Genomic DNA, 15404 nt, shown 5'->3' on the forward strand with positions numbered 1-15404 from the left:
GCAGCATTCAGTGCGCCTGATCGCTAATGGTGTGAACCTCTTCAAAGGTTTGCTTGAAAGCGGCTAGAAGTTCGGGACTTGCTTCCTTGGTGGTGATGGTTCGGCGGTACTCGGCATAAGCCTCTACCCAGTCCAGATTTTCGGTATCTACCACCACCGGGCCTTTTGTGTCTGCTTCTGGGGTGTGGAACTCGACCTCGAGCAGGTTTGGCAGCTCCTTGAACAAGCGCTCGCGCAAGGCGGGGTTGCCTTTGCCTTCGATCACCACCTTGCTATAGCCAGGGAAAGCCCGAATCTCCTCCCAGCGCCGATCCAGCCACTCCCGGCTGACCCGGAAGGTTTTGAGCGGCCTGCCCCAGCGCTCCTTTACGGGATGTACCTGGGGCTGCAAACCTGGCTTTAGCTCCACAATCAGGGCCCCCCGGTCGCCGTTCTCGCTCTCGCCAAAGTCGAGCTGGATGAGGGAGCCCGCATACCAGGCCAGAGGAGCCTCACAGACCTGCTGCTGGCGGTGCAGGTGGCCCAGGGCCACGTAGCTCAGGCTCAGGGGAAAGGCGCTCTTGGGAATGGCGTAGCTGTTGGTGGTGTGGAAGGTAAACTCGCCGCCCCCGAGCTGGCCCCCCTCCACGGTCAGGTGGGCCATCAGCAGGTTGAGGTCAGGGCCAAAGCCCTGGGCCAGGTTCTGCAGAACGAGGCTCATGCTGGAGCCATAGGTTCTTTTCCAATCTGCGCTATCGCCTTGCAGCAGGTCGCCGGTCTTGACCAGCCGCCGCTCCGACAAAAAGGGCAGCAGCGCTACCCTGGCCCCCAGGGCCTCCACCACCCCGCCCTGCTCGGCAAAGCGCAGGTTGCCAAACACGGTGGCCCCGGTGAGGGAGAGCAGGGGAGAGAGGGCCTCGAGGCGCTCGCGGCTGTCGTGGTTGCCGGCAATCACCAGCGCCGGAACCCCCAGCGCGCGCAAGCCCACAAAAAACTCGAAGGCAGCAGCTTCGGCCTCGCTGGATACCACGCTGCGGTCGAACAAATCGCCCGCCACCAGCACCAGCTCGATGCGCTCGGAGCGCACCAGCTCCAAAAGCCGCTGCAAGGCCTGCCGAATTTCCGGTGTTCGCTCCCGTCCTTTGAGCACCTTGCCCAGGTGCCAGTCTGCTGTGTGCAGAATACGCATGGGCTGATTGTACTTTACTGGCCTTCTGTGGGCAGCGTTACCTGAGAAATGTCCTTGATTTGCTTCACAGGGGGCTGGAAAAAACCAAAACGAACGGCTTGGAAAAACTGCCCTACGCCACCACCATAGGCTTTTCGCTTGGCCTTTCGGCCAGGGCGGCTTTGGTGCTTTCGATGGCGACTTCGATCATATCGTCGGTGGGTTCCCGCACGGTGAGCATCTGGAACTTGAAGCCGAGCCAGCGGAAGAACCTCGAGAGGGGGTCGTGGTGAACAGCGGAGTAGCGCAGCACCTCATACGAGACCGCCGCCACCACCGGAATCATCAAGAGGCGCGGGAAAATCCAGTACCAGGCCACCGTGAGGGGGGGGAAGAAGCTGTACACAAACACCCCTACCACTGCGGTAAAGGCGATAAAGCTGGTGCCACAGCGGGGATGGTAGGCGGGCTGGGCCCGCACGTTTTCTACGGTGAGCTCGAGGCCCTTCTCGTGCGCCGCGATGGCCTTGTGCTCGGCCCCGTGGTACATGAAGAAGCGTTGCATGTCCTTCATGCGACCAATAAACACCAGATACGCAATCAGGATGGCAGTCTCGAACAGGCCGGCCACCACGTAGAACAGAAAGCGAAAGCGCTCCTCGTCCACCAGCAAGCCCGCCAGCCGGGCCGGCAACCAGACAAACAGGGCCAGGCCAATCAGTAGCGAAACCGCCAGGGTGCCGTACATGGCCGCCCCGGAAATTTTTTCGTCTTCTTCGCCGGCCAGCTCACCGCTGCGCGTGAGCGATTTGTAGGAGATGCTCATGGCATCCCATAGCGCCACCACGCCCCGGATGAGGGGCAGCCGGGCCCAGGGGTATTTTTTGGTCAGGGCCTCTTCCTCGTGGCGCTCTACGTGAATCTGACCGTTGGGCAGCCGTACCGCCAGCGCCCAGGCGTCGGCGGCCTTCATCATGACCCCCTCGAGGGCGGCACTGCCCCCCAGGGCGGCCTGATTTAGAAAAAACCCCAGCTTACGAAAAAGTCCCATACCTGGCAATGCTACCTTCATTCGAACCATATTAGCGTATTCGAGCAGCAGCACCACAGAAAGATATGAGAAAGGCAGGTGCTTACCGCAAAATAGCCCGCACCGGCGCGGCCTCGGCCCCCTCGAGCTTTAGCGGCAGGCAGATGAGCTCGTACTTGCCCGCAGCCACCCCCTCCAGGGCCAGCCCTTCCACAATATAGATCCCGGCCTGGGCAAAAGCCTTATGGGCGGGCAGGTCTTTGGAGGTGAGGGGGTCTACGCTGGGGCAGTCGGTACCGTAGAGCCGAACACCCTGCGCGGCCATGTACCGAACGGCCTCGGGTAGCACGTGCATGAAGGTGTGGGGGAAGCTCTGCCAGATATTGGGCTGCCCGGTGAAGAACAGGGTGCGCTCGGCGAGTTGGATGGTTTTGAGAAAATCAGCCGTGAGCGCCGCTTGTCCACGCGCATCTACCACCCGGCAGGGGCCCATGAGCACCTCCAGCGGAACCGTTTCCAGTTTGCCGCCCTCGTCCACGTAATGCCAGGGTGCATCGAGGTGGGTGCCCAGGTGGGTGGTGGAGGTAAGTTTGCCCACGTTCACGCTGTCACCCTCGGCAATGCGCGCGACCAGTTGGTAGCTAAACGGGGTATCGCCCGGCCAGACCGGAACGCCGGGGTAGATGGGGCGGGTAATGTCGATCATGATCCGATAATACGCAACACCTGGCGCTCGAGGGCCTCCACCGCCTGCCGGAGGCGCCACTGCGACTTGTCGCGCACCCCGGCTACGTTCGAGACCGCCCGCAACTCGGCCCCGGCCAGCCCCAGCCACAAGCAGGTCTGGGCGAAGGCCGCGCCCTCCATGTTCTCGAGCTCGGCCTCCCATTTGCGTGCGAGCTGCCGGGCTTCGCTGGGGTTCTCCGAGACCAGGTCGCGGGTGAGGAACTGCTTGGCGGGCAGGCCCAACTGCTGTTTTAGCTCGGCGGTGAAGGCTTTGTCCAGGGGAAAGCGGTTGTGGTAGGGCTGGCCCCCCACCACCAGGGTGGGGAAGCCCATCCCCTTCATGCCGCCGTCCTTGATGCCCAGGTCGGCCTGGATCTCCCGCTCGGCCAGCGCACACTCGCCCAGCGCCAGCCCTGCATCGGGGTAGGCCCCGGCGATGCCAAACAGCAGCACCCGCCCAAACCTGCGCCGCTGGGTAAAGGCGGCCAGGGTAGCGGCGGTGTTGGCCTTGCCGATGCCGCACTCGAGCCAGACCCAGCCCTCCCCGCGCAGGCCAGCCCGTCCGTGGAAACTGAACGCCCGGCCCTTCAGGAAGGGGGCCTCGAGGCGCGTGGGGGAGAGCAGGAGCAAGGTTCTGGCTGGCATATCCAAGGTTTTACTAGCTTAGCACTCATCGAAAAGTTAGACTTAGTTCAAAAAATAGAGAAGGGATTGTCAAAAAAAAATGGTGGTATGTATCTGTTTGAGCGCTCAAAGGAGGTGAAATTGCTCTAAATTGCAAGAAGTTCGACCTCTAAAGTACCTCAAAGCCGATTTTAGATACAGTTTAATAACCTGTTTGAGGAGGTGTGCTGTGCGTGAGTTTATAATTCGGCTCATTGCCGAGGTGATCTGCTTCTTCAGCAATGGTTGTTAGGTTGTCGGAGGTCTTGAGTAAAAGTAGAAGGGAGGTTGAACCGTGGGAATCTTCGATTTCATTTACAACATAGCATATGCGCTCTATTGTCTCTACTCTCCCAACTGCTAGATCGTACTCAAACGGTCGTTAATCGTGCGCTGTAGCCACTTGACGTGTGGTTTAAGACGATAAAGGGGATCAAATGAAAGAATACATCATCGCGCTCCTCGATCACATCTTTTGTCTCTTGGGTTGGTGCTAGGGCAAGCTCTTTAGGTTTAGCTTCTGTTGAAGAGGTTGTTGGGAACTCTCCCAACAACCCTCCATTTACGTAAAAAGGTGAAAAAGTGTTAATCGTCGACTCGGTCAAAAAAACCTACCGCTCATTACGCAATGTTGTGCATGTGCTCGAGGAGATTTCCTTTCAGGTGCAAGCCGGTGAAGTGGTTGCCCTGCTGGGCCGTAACGGGAGCGGTAAGACCACCACCATACGCACGATATGCGGCCTGGTGATTCCGGATGCTGGCTCTGTACGTATCAACGGCTTTAGGTTTGGACAACAAGAGTACATGGCGCAACTGGGTGCTTTGATCGACACCAACCGCGGCCTTTTCCCGCGTCTGTCGGTTTTTGAAAACCTGGTGTATACCTCTACGGTGCGGGGCATGTCGCGTCGTGCAGCCACAGAGCGGGCCAAATACCTTTTGGATATGCTTGGGCTGTGGGAAAAGCGCAATGCGCCGGCTCAAACCCTCTCGAAGGGGATGCTTTCAAAAATGGCCTTCGCCAATGCCATTGTCCACGACCCACCTTTTGTTTTGCTCGATGAGCCTACGCTTGGTTTGGATATTGATGCAGCTGAGGTGCTGGAGGAGCAAATCCTAGCGATGGCCAAAGCCGGAAAGGGCATTCTGCTAACCACCCACCAAATGGAGGTTGCGGCGAGGCTTTGTACACGGGTGGCCATTCTTTCGGATGGAAAAATTGTTCTGGACAAACCCAAGCAAGACCTTTTGCAGATGTTTGACCTTCAAACCTATCGGGTTACTTTCAAAGAGCCGGTCAGTTTACCCAGTTTGCCCTTCATTCACTCGCTGGATGAGACAGGCCTGGTGCTCGATGTAACCCTTAATCACCCAGGGGAGCTATATGAGCTGATGGATAGGTTGCAACCCAGACCGCTGAGGTCCATAGAGAAGCGTGAGGTTGAGCTGGCAGAGATTTTCAGGGCCTATACCCTAAAAAAGGAGGCCAGGCGTGCGTAGGCTGTTCATCTTGTTTATTGCTGAGTTACAGCGAGCCTGGCTGGAGCAGGTGCGCTATCCACTTCAGTTTGTGCTGGGCCTTGTTCTAGTCGGACTTATCTTCTATTTGCTGCTAGGGGTGGCCCAGATATCGGGGGTTTCGGGTGCCAATCCTGCTCAGGTTTCCAGACTCCTGGTGGGGTATCTGTTGGGATTAATTGCGTTGGGTGTTGTAAGCAGCCTCTCCAACCAGATCTCTAAAGAAGCCAAGTCGGGCACCCTCGAGAACATGGTTTTGTCGGGGCATGGCTTGACTGCTTTCTTTGTGGTGCAGACCCTGGCCCGTTTTGGGCAAAACCTTTTTCAGTTTGCGATACTCTTCTTTGTCCTGGCACATCTGAGCCAAATTAACTACACCCTGAGCTGGCAGTTGCTCCCGGCCTTTGTTCTTTTCCTTATCGCTGCGCTGGGCCTGGGTCTGGCGCTGGGAGCAGTGGAGCTGCTTTTCAAAGAAACAAGCAGCGCCCTTCTGCTGTTAAAGTTGCTTATTTTTCCCGCTGTCATCGCCGAACTGCCGCAGCTCGAGTGGTTCCCCCTGGTACTGGGAGCGAGCATCTTCCGCGAGCTGCTGCAAGGTGGTGTGGTAGAAGGCTTAAGGTGGCTGCTTTTGGCGGTGGAAACGGTAGCGCTTTATAGCCTGGGAGTGTTTTTGTTCCAGAGCGCCGACCTGGAAGCCAGAAAGCGCGGTCTCCTGGGGCACGAGTAAGCTTTAGTCCACCACTCGAAACCCCAGCGCCTCGGCCCGCTCCACAAAAAACTGGATGTTCTCGCTTTTGGTCTCGCCCCCCAGGCTCTTGCGCTCGTAGGCCTGCTCGGCGGCCAGAATCATGGTCTCGGCCAGGCAGGCCGGTACTGCCCCTTCGCCAAAGTGCAGGTCGAGGTTGCCGGTCATGGCCCCCGGAGGCCGCACCACACCGCCCGGAATCACCCGCACCCCTGGTACCTCTTTTACCGATTCGTCCACGTCGGGGGGCACCCCTTCGTCGTAGATCCAGGCCCCAGGCTTTACATGCTGGGGGAAGATGACCGGCTGGGGGTCGGAGGTGGCGGTAAAGACCAGGTCGGCCTCGCGGATGGCGGCCATCTCCAGGGTGGTTACAATTTCGGGTACCGGCTGTCCCTTGCGCTCGAGGTTCTGCTTAAGGGTGCTGGCGCTCTTTTCCAGGCGCTCCAGGTTCCGCCCTACCAGAATCAACCTACCCACCAGCGGGGCAATCTGACGGGCGATGCCAAAGGCCACCACCCCATTGGCCCCCACCACCGCAGCCGTTGCATCTTTGAGCTTGCGCCCGGTCTGCTCGAAGTGGGCCAGGATACCCGGTATAGCCGCCTTGACGGTCCCGGCGGTATAGGCCCCGCCGTTGGTCACCTCGATCTCCGGCACGGCCTCCTGCACCATTTTGCCCTTATCGCCCACCACGCTCCAGAAGGCCCCCAACCCCACCACCGTGCAGCCCAGCTCTTTGGCCAGCCGTGCCCCCTGGATGGCCCGCTGCGTGGCCAGCTCGGGCTTGCCGGTAATCTGGTGGGGCAACAGGGGCGCTGAGATGAGGTGGCAGCGGATCTCCCGCCCATCGGCGGTTTTGACCCCGCGCAGCTCGCCCACCTTCATGGGCCTTATGGCCTCGGCCAGGTTTTCCACCAGGGCTTGGGAGACCAGGCCCCGCTTCACCAGTGCCCTGGCCCAGCGAAAACGGGGGCTCTGGAAGAGGTCGTCTATGGTCAGGGGGTGGATCATGAAGGCGCATACCACCTGTTTTTCCGAGGGCAGCGGCGGCGGCTCGCCCAGGCGGGGCTCGGTGCCCTCCAGCATCCGCCCGATGTTTTCCTTGTAGCGCCAGAGGGTAGCCAGTAGCAGTGTCCAGGCTGCCAGCTTGGCCCAGGCTGTGATGGGCTCGAGGGTGAGCAGAAGGGCCAGTGTGGCCGGTATTCCGATCACGGCCAGCGAAGCATAGCGGCCCCACAAAAGCGCCAGTACCGCGACCAGAAAGACTGCCAAGGTGAGCCAGTAGGCGAGGCCGCTCAGGTACAGCCCGAAGACGATGCCTACCAGCACCCCGGCCCCCCGCCCCCGCAAGAGGGCACCCTCGGAAAAAAGCCGGGGGGGATACAGGTGTCCCAGGTAGACCAGCAGCGCAAAAACAACGGCCCAGGACAGGCCCCACTGCCCCCCCAGCCAGACCGCCAGGAGACCCTTGAGGAAGTCCAGGCCCCAGGCCAGCAGGGCCGGGACGGTGCCCAGGCGTTTGAGGGTGTTCTCGAGGCCCAGGTTATAGGCCGAGGCCAGGCGCGGGTCCTGCCCGGTGAGGCGGCGAATGGCCCAGTAGCCCAGGGGCAAAGCGCCAATTACGTAAGACAGGATTGCCAACACAAAAACCATCGGATCAACCTTACCAGATTTGACCATGAGCGAGGAGGCTAGGTAAAGCGTTTGCGCTTCAGGGACGCGATGTTCTTTTTGCTGAAGTTCATTTCAGGGCTGAATTGACTTTTCCCACACCGCCCAGGTGCGATGGTGGCCTTCCAAAAAGCCCTCGGCCCAGGCCCGCAGGTAGAGCCCTGGGGGTGGGTGCAGCAGCTCGCCGGGCTGCCAGTAGTGGGCGGCCTGACTGCCGCGCTGCTGGGCTTCTATAAGCGTGAAACCCTCGAGCAGCACCAGGCCGCCCGGCACAAGCCGTTCGGCCAGCCGTTCCAGCAGGGGGCGGTGCAGAAAATACGACTTGACGATGCCGGCAACAGGGCCGGGGGGCAGGTCTGGGGAGGGGGCTTCCAGATCGGTTTCGAGCGCCCAAATGTCCAGGTGTTGCCCAGTGGCCTCGGCCCGGACGAACTCGAGCGCCACCCGGCTTTGCTCGAGCAGAATTACAGGATGCCCCCGCCGGGCCAGAAAAAAGGCGTTGCGGCCCATACCCCCGGCCAGATCCAGCACCAAGCCCACCGGAAGGAGGTGGGCGTAGGCCGCCACTACCGCGGCAGGCTGGCTTAGAGGTGGCTGGTTCAGGTAGTGGGCGTCCCAGTCTTTGGGCATGGCCGGGTTAGGGCAAGCGACGGAAAGCCCACAGGCTGCCCAGTACCAGGATGGCAAAGGTTACGCTCAGGAAAAAAGCCTGGGGCAGATGCAAGGCCAGCTCGGGGCGGTGCAGCCAGACCTCGCTGCCGTGGCCCCAGCCCTCCAGTGTCAGCTTGAGCCCGGCCCAGCCCACCACCGCGTAGGCCACGGTCTCCAGGCGCGGATACCGCTCGATGATGGTCACCATGATGCCGGCGGCCAGCCGGATCAGCAGAATCCCGATGGCCACCCCAGTAAAAATCACCCAGAACTCGCGGCTGAAGGCAATCACCACCAGCACCGAGTCCACCGCGAAGGCCAGGTCTACCACGTTGATCATGATCACGATGCGCCAGAAACTGGCGGCTGCGGCCTGCTGGATGCGGGCTTGCTCCGAGGCCAATGCCGTTTCTGTCTCGGGCTTGCGCCGGAAGATGTGGTTGGCCCCTAGATACACCAGGTAGAGTCCACCCAAAAGCTGTATCCACCAGATTTTGATGATGATGGTGGCGAACAGCAAAGCCAGCCCGCGCAGCACATAGGCTCCAATGATGCCGTAGAGCAGGGCCCTCGAGCGCAGGTGCTCCGGCAAAGGCCGCACCATCACGGCCAGTACCATAGCGTTGTCTACGGATAAAACGGCCTCGAGGGCCACGATGATCAGAATGGCTACAAGTGCCGAACCAAAATCCATAAGCTCTAGCCTATCACTTCCTCTCAAAAACCAAACAGGTAGCGCAGGGCGGGCGCCAGCCCTTGCCGCCAGGTCATCCAGTTGTGGCCGGAGGGGCGCTCTAAGTAGGCGTGGGGGTAGCCCTTATCGGCTAGCAGGGCGGCAAAGCGGCGGTTGGGAGCCAGCAGCCACTCGATCTGCCCGGTTTCGCAATAGAAGCGTAGGGGTAGGGTGGGGGCGGCCCGGTACTGCTCGGTGAGCCACTCGGGGTCGGTGAAGGAGTCGCCCCCCTGGGGCGAGGCGGTCAGGCAGGCCGACTGGGTGGCGACTTTCTGGAAGAGATCGGGGTGGCGCTGGGCCATCCAGCTCGAGACCAGCCCGCCCAGGCTGGCCCCCATCAGCCCTTTTTCCGGGGTGGGGCCGTAGTGGGCCTCCACGGTGGGGATGATTTCCTCGAGCAGGTGCCGTTCGTAGGCCTCGCTGAACCAGTACTCCTGGCGGCGGTCTTCCGGCTCGATGAACACAATCCGCACGGGCCTTATCTCGCCCTGCTCCAAAAGCCCCTGGGCCACCTCGGCCAGCCGGGCGGTGCGGTAGTAGGCCACCCCATCGTGCACGTAAAGGGTGGCCTGGGCCGGTTGGGAGGGGTTGTAGACGTAGTAGCGGCGGGTGCTGCCAAAGGCTCGCGATTCCAGCCGGTGGCGGTGTACTTCGACGGTACGGGAGGGTTGTGGGGGGGCCATGTAGTGAAAACCGGGCAGCTCGATGGCCCGGGGGTAGCTCCACCAGGGGTTCTGGGCTTTGTGGGGGTTGTCGGGGTCGGGGAAGGGCTGTTTGTTCTCGTCCAGGAAGGCGTACTCCACGTAGGCCCCGGAGGGGAACTCGAGCGTAAGGGGCTTTTCGATGGGAATGGGTCGGCGGTTCCAGTCGGTGAAGTCGCCTACTAGATACTTGGCCCCAGCAGGGGGGTGAAAAGTCACGTAGCGATTGTGCACCTCGACCATAGCGTCCCCATCATATGGGTATCGTCGCTGATCGGGGCATTCAGGTTCTGGTCGCACCTAGCCTGCGTTACGCAAGCCTGCTGCAATCCCCAATAGTGAAAGCATCAAGGCCCGCTCCAAACCCGTGCGTTCTGGAGCCTCGGGGGGGGTGCGGCGGTAGCGTTCCAGCAGTTCAACCTGCACCAGCGAGATAGGGTCCACATAGGGGTTGCGTAGCTCGGTCTGGCGGGCCAGCACCGGGTGTTTGAAGAGCAGGGTGTTTTGAAAGGTTTCCTCCAGGATGGCCTTGGTTTCTGCAAAAGCCCGGGCGATGCCGGGGAAGAAGCCTTCGGCCAGCTCGGGCCTAACCAGCCGCAGGTATTCGCGGGCAATGCCCAGGTCGGCTTTGGCCAGGGCGATGGCGGCGCTATCCAGGGTGGTGGCAAAAAAAGGCCACTGTTCAAACATCTCCCGGCGCAGCTCCAGCGGAATTTCCCGAAGCCCCTCCAAGAGCCCATACCAGCCGGGAATCAAGAGCCGCACCTGCGTCCAGGACATGACCCAGGGGATGGCCCGCAGGTCTTTGATCTCCCGCACCTTTCCAGAGCGGTAGACCGGGCGGCTGGCGATGTTGAGCGCCCCAATCTCGCGGATGGGGGTGAGCTGTTCGTAGAACTCGAAAAAACCGGGGCGGCCTAAGAGCTCCCGATAGGCCTGGGTAGAACGCTCTGCGGCCCGCCCCATGGCCTCGCGCCACTCGGGCTTGAGGGGCGCGGCCTGACCGTAGAGGTCGCGGGCCGAGGCCAGCGCCATGTGGTAAAGCATCTGCTCGAGGTTGCGTATGGCCAGGTCGGGGTGGGCGTAACGGTCGGCCAGGGCCTCGCCCTGTTCGGTTAGGCGCATGCGGCTGCCCACCGTACCGGGCGGCAGGCTGGCAATAGCCCGCCCCGCCGTGCCCCCGCCGCGGGCGGTAGAAGTTCCCCGCCCGTGAAAGTAGTAGACCTGCACGCCCCGGCTTTGGGCGATGGCTGTGATGGCCTCCTGGGCCTGGTAGAGCGCCCAGTTGGCCGCCAGAAAGCCCGCGTCCTTGTTGGAGTCGGAGTAGCCAATCATCACCTCGAGGCCCTCCCGCCCCTGCACATGGGCCTTGAATACGGGGTTATCCAGCAGCCGGGCCACCACCTCGGGGGCATGGTGCAGGTCGTCCAGGGTCTCAAAAAGCGGCACCACATCAAAAGGCAGCGCCCGCCCGGGGCGGTACAAACCCACCTCCCGCGCCAGCAGCATCACTTCCAGCAGGTCGCTGGCGTGGTGGGTCATCGAGACCACGTGTGCGCCACGGGCCTTCCAGTGTCGCAGGGCCTCGAGGGCGGTCTGCAAAGCTTTGGTCTGCGGACGATACCCTACAGGGGCCAGCGGTCTGGCTGTGGCCAGCTCCTGGGTGAGCAGGGCTTCCTTTTGCTCCGGCTTTAGCGTGGCGTACTGCTCCTGCACACCGGCAATTTTTAGCAGCTCGGCCACTGCTTCGCTGAGGGCGCGCGATTCCTCGCGCAGATCCAGACCAACCAGATCCAGGCCAAAGGCCTCGGCGTTGAGTCGGATGGGTCTCACGCTGGCTCGAGCCACCTCCCCTAGGCCTAGCTGTTCCAGGCTGCGCTCGGCTTTACCCAGGTCGCTGGCGAACTCGGCGGTGCTGGTGTAGCCGGGGCCGGGCTGCTCGCCCAGCAAAGCCCGCAGCTTGTGGCGCAGACCCATGCCAAACTGGCGGTAGGGTTCGCCCTGGAAACGCTCGGGCAGCGAAAGATGCCTGGCATGGTCTTCCAGGGCCAGCCGCAACTCGCGGGTGATGGTGATGCGCTCGTCGCTGAGGGACAGGTCGCGAATCAGGCCGTCTACATCCTCTACAAACTTGCGAATGGCGGTTGTGCGGGCGTAGTTTTGCGCCCAACTGGTAACCTCGGGCAGTACGTTGGGGTTGCCGTCTCGGTCACCGCCAATCCAGCTGCGAAACACCAGGGGGGGTGAAAGGTTGGGGCGCTGTCCATAGTGGGCTTCTATGGCCCGCTCGAGCCCATCTACCAGCCGGGGAATGGCCTGCCACAGGGTGTAGGTGATGTAGAACAGACCACCTTTGACCTCGTCTTCTACGCTGGGGCGGGATTTGCGAAGTTCTGAGGTGCCCCACAGCAGCGCCACCCGCGCATCCAGGGCAGGGCTGGCCTGTTCCTGCGTCGCTTTTTGGTTTGGCTCGGTCGGCTCCGTGGCATCCAGCAGCCGGGCAATTTCGCTGATGTGGTAGCGCTGGGTGCGGCGGCGAGTCTCGGTGGGATGGGCGGTAAAGGTCAGGTGCAGCCGCAAGCGTGAAAGCACCTCCACGGCCTGCTCGTAGCCAAGGCCCTGGTTTTTGAGCTGCCCCACCAGGGCCAGAAACGACTCGCCCCGGGGTGCTGCTGGGGTGCTATTTTTCTCGCGCTCCCGGTTGACCCGCACGCGATGGCGTTCTTCGGCCAGGTTGACCAGGTGAAAGTAGGTCGAGAAGGCCCGGATCATGTTTTCGGCCTCGAGCAGCGAGAGACCCCGCACGATGGACAGAAGCTGCTGCCGGATGTCTTCGGTATAGCCCTGCCGCAGGGTTTTGGTCAGCTCGCGCACCTGTTCTTCCAGTTCAAAAATACGTTCGCCGGAAAGCGTGCGGATGGCCTTGCCTAAAGCCCGCCCCAGCACATCCACTTCGCGCTTGAGCTGTTCAAAGAGCCGATCTTCGTTCATCCAGCGATAGTGTAACGGGTTTGTAAGCCATTCCCAAACCCTGCGGCTGCCGCGTTTTGGGGGGATTGTGCCCTCTGGAAGGCCAGCTTATTGAAATACCGTTTGACGTGGATTTCTTTTGCCTTTAGCTTGGGGGCATGCCCGAACGGCAGTACTTGTACAAAGGCCGCATCCTGAACCTGGCCCTGGAAGGCCCCTACGAGATCGTAGAACACGCCGACGCAGTGGCGGTACTGGTCGAGCGGGGCGGAAAACTGCTTTTTGTGCGGCAGTACCGCCCGGCCATCGGCAGCGAGACCCTTGAGATTCCGGCGGGCCTCATTGACCCCGGCGAGACCCCCGAACAGGCGGCCCTGCGCGAGCTGGCCGAGGAAGCCCAGCTAACCGGCCAGCTACACTACCTGACCGGCTTTTACCTTTCGCCGGGGTTTTGCGACGAGAAGCTGCACGTTTTTCGGGCTACCCATACCCGCCCGGCCTACGCAAAGCCCGACGACGACGAAGCCATCACGGTAGAATGGCACTACCCGCGCCAGGTTTTGCGGGATGCCCGCGACGGCAGGGTTCAGATATCGGCCTCGGCCCTGGCCGGAATCCTCTTCTACCTGAGCGAGAAGGCGCTCGAGGACGACATTCCCTATTACGAGTAGCGCACCTACCGCTGTCCGCCCGGCACCAATACCTGCCATGTTGCTTATCAACGACCCCTCCGATGCGCCGGCTGGCCCCAAGGTGGTGGCGATTGGCAGCTTTGATGGCCTGCACCTGGGGCACCAGCACCTGATTCACCAGGCCCAGCAGGCGGCCAAGAGCCTGCACGTGCCGCTGCTGGTGTACACCTTCGACCCCCCCAGCAAGGTCTTCATGAGAGGGGAGGGCTTCCTGACCGACTTGTCGGAGAAGCTCGAGCTCCTGAGGGGCTTGGGGGTCGAGATCGCCCTGATTGTGCCCTTCACCGAGGCTTTCTCCAGGCGCAGCAAGGACGACTTCCTGGATGACCTGCGTACCCTGGAAGCCCAGCGCATCTATGTGGGGGCCGATTTCCGCTTTGGGCAGGGGCGGGCCGGGGGCCTGGAGGATTTGAATGCCGTAGCGCCGACCCAGATTCTGCCGCTGCTCGAGCTGGGCGGGGGGCCGGTCAAGTCGAGCCGCATCCGCGACCTGCTGCGTGCAGGGCGGGTAGACGAGGCCAAGCTCCTGCTGGGCCGGGCCTACACGGCCCGGGGTATCGTGCGGGAAGGCGACAGGCTGGGACGAAAACTAGGTTTTCCCACCGCCAATATCGAAGTGGCCCACCTCAAAATTCTGCCGATGGGGGTGTTTGCTGTGCGGGTGCAGACCCCACAGGGCAAGTTTGGCGGGATGGCCAACGTCGGCTATCGCCCCACGGTTTCGGGCCAGAGCCTGCGCTTTGAGGTACACCTGTTTGGCTTTGTGGGCGATTTGTATGGGCAAGAACTCACCGTCGAGTTTCTGACCCGGCTGCGTGGCGAAATGAAGTTCGAGAGCCTCGAGGCCCTCAAAGCCCAGCTCGCCCAGGATGCCGAGGCTGCCCGCCGGGTCTTGGGGATTTAAGTTGCGCCAGGGTAGATTGGCAAAACCAGTGGAGTAGGTCTATGCGTGCCTGGCGCAATTCCCCCAGCGATCTTTCGGAACAGCAACTTGTATTTCAACTATGGAGACACCTAGCGGGGTATATCCTCGTCGGTCATGAAGCGGGGCCTGACCCAGCGCACCTCCTCGAAGGTGCCGTCGTAGCGCAGGATGGCGGCGATGCGGGCCCTGGAGTACACCTGGTGCGGCTTCTTGGGGATGAAGGCGGTCACGATGTCTACCCAGCGCGGCTCGCGGTACTCCAGCACCACGTGCAGCGGTAGCTTGAGCTGGGGCGGAAAAACCATGTAGCCCAGCACCAGCATGCGCTGGTCTTCGGGGTAGACGGCCATCTCGCGGCCCCACTCCACCGCCTGCAACACGTCGTGCTCGATGAAGCCTTCTTGCAGCATGTGCTTGGCCACGTGGGGGCCAATGCGGTAGCGGCCTTCGCGGATGTAGGGGAGGAGTTCCTCGAGCCTGCGAATGCGTGGTCGTTTGAGCATCCATCCTCCCTTTAGCAATCAACCCCACGCTCGAGAGAGGTAGGGTTGGGTATTCGGCCTGCAAGAACCCCGCTTGGTGGAGTCCTGTGACTTTGATTATAGGGAATATTTGGCGAGTTCGTGTGGGCTCTTGACCGCAATTGCCGCACCGTAAACCTTGGCCGCTCCGGCCTCGAGCAGGGCTTTGCGCGCGCGCTCGAAGGTGGTTCCGGTGGTCACCACATCGTCTACCAGCAGCCAGATTCCTTTCACCCGGCTGACAGGCTGAAAGGTGGCCTGGGAGAGTTGCAAGCGCCGCAGGAGGGTTTTTTGGGTTTGCGATTTGTCCAGTGCTGTGCGCGAGAGCACGCTTTTGTAAGGGATGCGAAGCTCTTTAGCTGCTGCTTGGGCCAGCAGTTCGGCCTGGTTATAGCCTCGCTGAATCTGGCGATGGGGCAGGGTGGGTACGGCAGTCACGCCGTCCAGTCCCCATTCAGCCTGTCGCACCCCAAGGGCCATCCTCTGGCCCAGCAATAGGGCCAGGTTGCGCCGACCCTGGTATTTGAGGGCACGGGCAAGATTGCCAAAGCGCTGGTAGCTGCCCAGATACACAAATCCCGGCCCGTGCCTTGGAACCAGCGCACGCTGGCATTCGCTGCACAGGGTTGGCTCTTGCAGTGGCTTGGCGCAACCCGGGCAGGTCGCGCCGGTTAGTTGTTCCCACCAGCCCAGCAATGGGTTCACGCC

At 61.5% G+C, this 15404-nt stretch carries 15 protein-coding genes; 4 read left to right on the top strand and 11 right to left on the bottom strand.

Annotation, left to right across the window (positions count from 1 at the left end; all coding sequences use genetic code 11):
• Positions 1-7 precede the first annotated feature (7 nt).
• The 4 genes from Q355_RS0101935 to mqnB form a co-directional block, all read right to left on the bottom strand.
• Positions 8-1168 (bottom strand): metallophosphoesterase family protein, encoded by a 1161-nt coding sequence (locus tag Q355_RS0101935; protein WP_027876233.1) that lies wholly within the window; start codon positions 1166-1168, stop codon positions 8-10.
• 112 nt (positions 1169-1280) lie between these two features.
• Complete coding sequence (locus Q355_RS0101940) at positions 1281-2198, bottom strand: DUF1385 domain-containing protein (protein ID WP_051529264.1); 918 nt, start codon at positions 2196-2198, stop codon at positions 1281-1283.
• Positions 2199-2280: 82 nt separating this feature from the next.
• Positions 2281-2883 carry a cyclase family protein gene (locus tag Q355_RS0101945; RefSeq protein WP_027876235.1) on the bottom strand — a complete coding sequence of 201 codons (603 nt, stop codon included), beginning with the start codon at positions 2881-2883 and terminating at the stop codon, positions 2281-2283.
• A complete protein-coding gene (gene mqnB / locus Q355_RS0101950; RefSeq protein WP_027876236.1) occupies positions 2880-3548 on the bottom strand; it encodes a futalosine hydrolase in 669 nt (222 codons plus the stop codon). The genes Q355_RS0101945 and mqnB overlap by 4 nt, the downstream gene beginning before the upstream one ends.
• A gap of 600 nt (positions 3549-4148) precedes the next feature.
• Between mqnB and Q355_RS0101955 the strand changes: the two genes are divergently transcribed.
• Together Q355_RS0101955 and Q355_RS0101960 are read left to right on the top strand one after the other, a co-directional pair.
• Positions 4149-5066 (top strand): ABC transporter ATP-binding protein, encoded by a 918-nt coding sequence (locus tag Q355_RS0101955; RefSeq protein WP_027876237.1) that lies wholly within the window; start codon positions 4149-4151, stop codon positions 5064-5066.
• Positions 5059-5811, top strand: a complete 753-nt coding sequence (locus tag Q355_RS0101960) for an ABC transporter permease (RefSeq protein ID WP_051529265.1) — start codon at positions 5059-5061, stop codon at positions 5809-5811. Before Q355_RS0101955 ends, Q355_RS0101960 begins: the two co-directional genes overlap by 8 nt.
• 3 nt (positions 5812-5814) lie before the next feature.
• Here Q355_RS0101960 and Q355_RS0101965 read toward each other — a convergent pair whose 3' ends face one another.
• The 5 genes from Q355_RS0101965 to Q355_RS0101985 all read right to left on the bottom strand — a co-directional run bounded on the left by Q355_RS0101965 (position 5815) and on the right by Q355_RS0101985 (position 12579).
• A complete protein-coding gene (locus Q355_RS0101965) occupies positions 5815-7485 on the bottom strand; it encodes a glycerol-3-phosphate acyltransferase (RefSeq protein WP_027876239.1) in 1671 nt (556 codons plus the stop codon).
• Between the two features lie 93 nt (positions 7486-7578).
• A complete protein-coding gene (locus Q355_RS0101970; RefSeq protein ID WP_027876240.1) occupies positions 7579-8133 on the bottom strand; it encodes a class I SAM-dependent methyltransferase in 555 nt (184 codons plus the stop codon).
• A 7-nt stretch (positions 8134-8140) separates the two neighbouring features.
• A complete protein-coding gene (locus Q355_RS0101975; protein ID WP_027876241.1) occupies positions 8141-8848 on the bottom strand; it encodes a TerC family protein in 708 nt (235 codons plus the stop codon).
• Between the two features lie 23 nt (positions 8849-8871).
• Entirely contained in the window at positions 8872-9831 is a 960-nt protein-coding gene (locus tag Q355_RS0101980) for an alpha/beta hydrolase-fold protein (protein WP_027876242.1), read from the bottom strand.
• A gap of 57 nt (positions 9832-9888) precedes the next feature.
• Positions 9889-12579 (bottom strand): phosphoenolpyruvate carboxylase, encoded by a 2691-nt coding sequence (locus tag Q355_RS0101985; protein ID WP_027876243.1) that lies wholly within the window; start codon positions 12577-12579, stop codon positions 9889-9891.
• A 137-nt stretch (positions 12580-12716) separates the two neighbouring features.
• Here Q355_RS0101985 and Q355_RS0101990 point away from each other — a divergent pair, with 137 nt between their 5' ends.
• Together Q355_RS0101990 and ribF are read left to right on the top strand one after the other, a co-directional pair.
• Positions 12717-13229, top strand: a complete 513-nt coding sequence (locus Q355_RS0101990) for an NUDIX hydrolase (RefSeq protein WP_027876244.1) — start codon at positions 12717-12719, stop codon at positions 13227-13229.
• 37 nt (positions 13230-13266) lie between these two features.
• Positions 13267-14154: a riboflavin biosynthesis protein RibF gene (gene ribF, locus Q355_RS0101995; protein WP_084496006.1), complete on the top strand. Its 888-nt coding sequence runs from the start codon at positions 13267-13269 to the stop codon at positions 14152-14154.
• Between the two features lie 110 nt (positions 14155-14264).
• Here ribF and Q355_RS0102000 read toward each other — a convergent pair whose 3' ends face one another.
• Positions 14265-14678 (bottom strand): hypothetical protein, encoded by a 414-nt coding sequence (locus Q355_RS0102000; RefSeq protein WP_027876246.1) that lies wholly within the window; start codon positions 14676-14678, stop codon positions 14265-14267.
• 96 nt (positions 14679-14774) lie between these two features.
• Positions 14775-15401, bottom strand: coding sequence for a ComF family protein (locus tag Q355_RS0102005; protein WP_027876247.1), 627 nt, complete (start codon positions 15399-15401; stop codon positions 14775-14777).
• Positions 15402-15404 lie beyond the last annotated feature (3 nt).

Origin of the sequence: Meiothermus cerbereus DSM 11376 (assembly GCF_000620065.1) — a bacterium.
Taxonomy (GTDB): domain Bacteria; phylum Deinococcota; class Deinococci; order Deinococcales; family Thermaceae; genus Meiothermus; species Meiothermus cerbereus.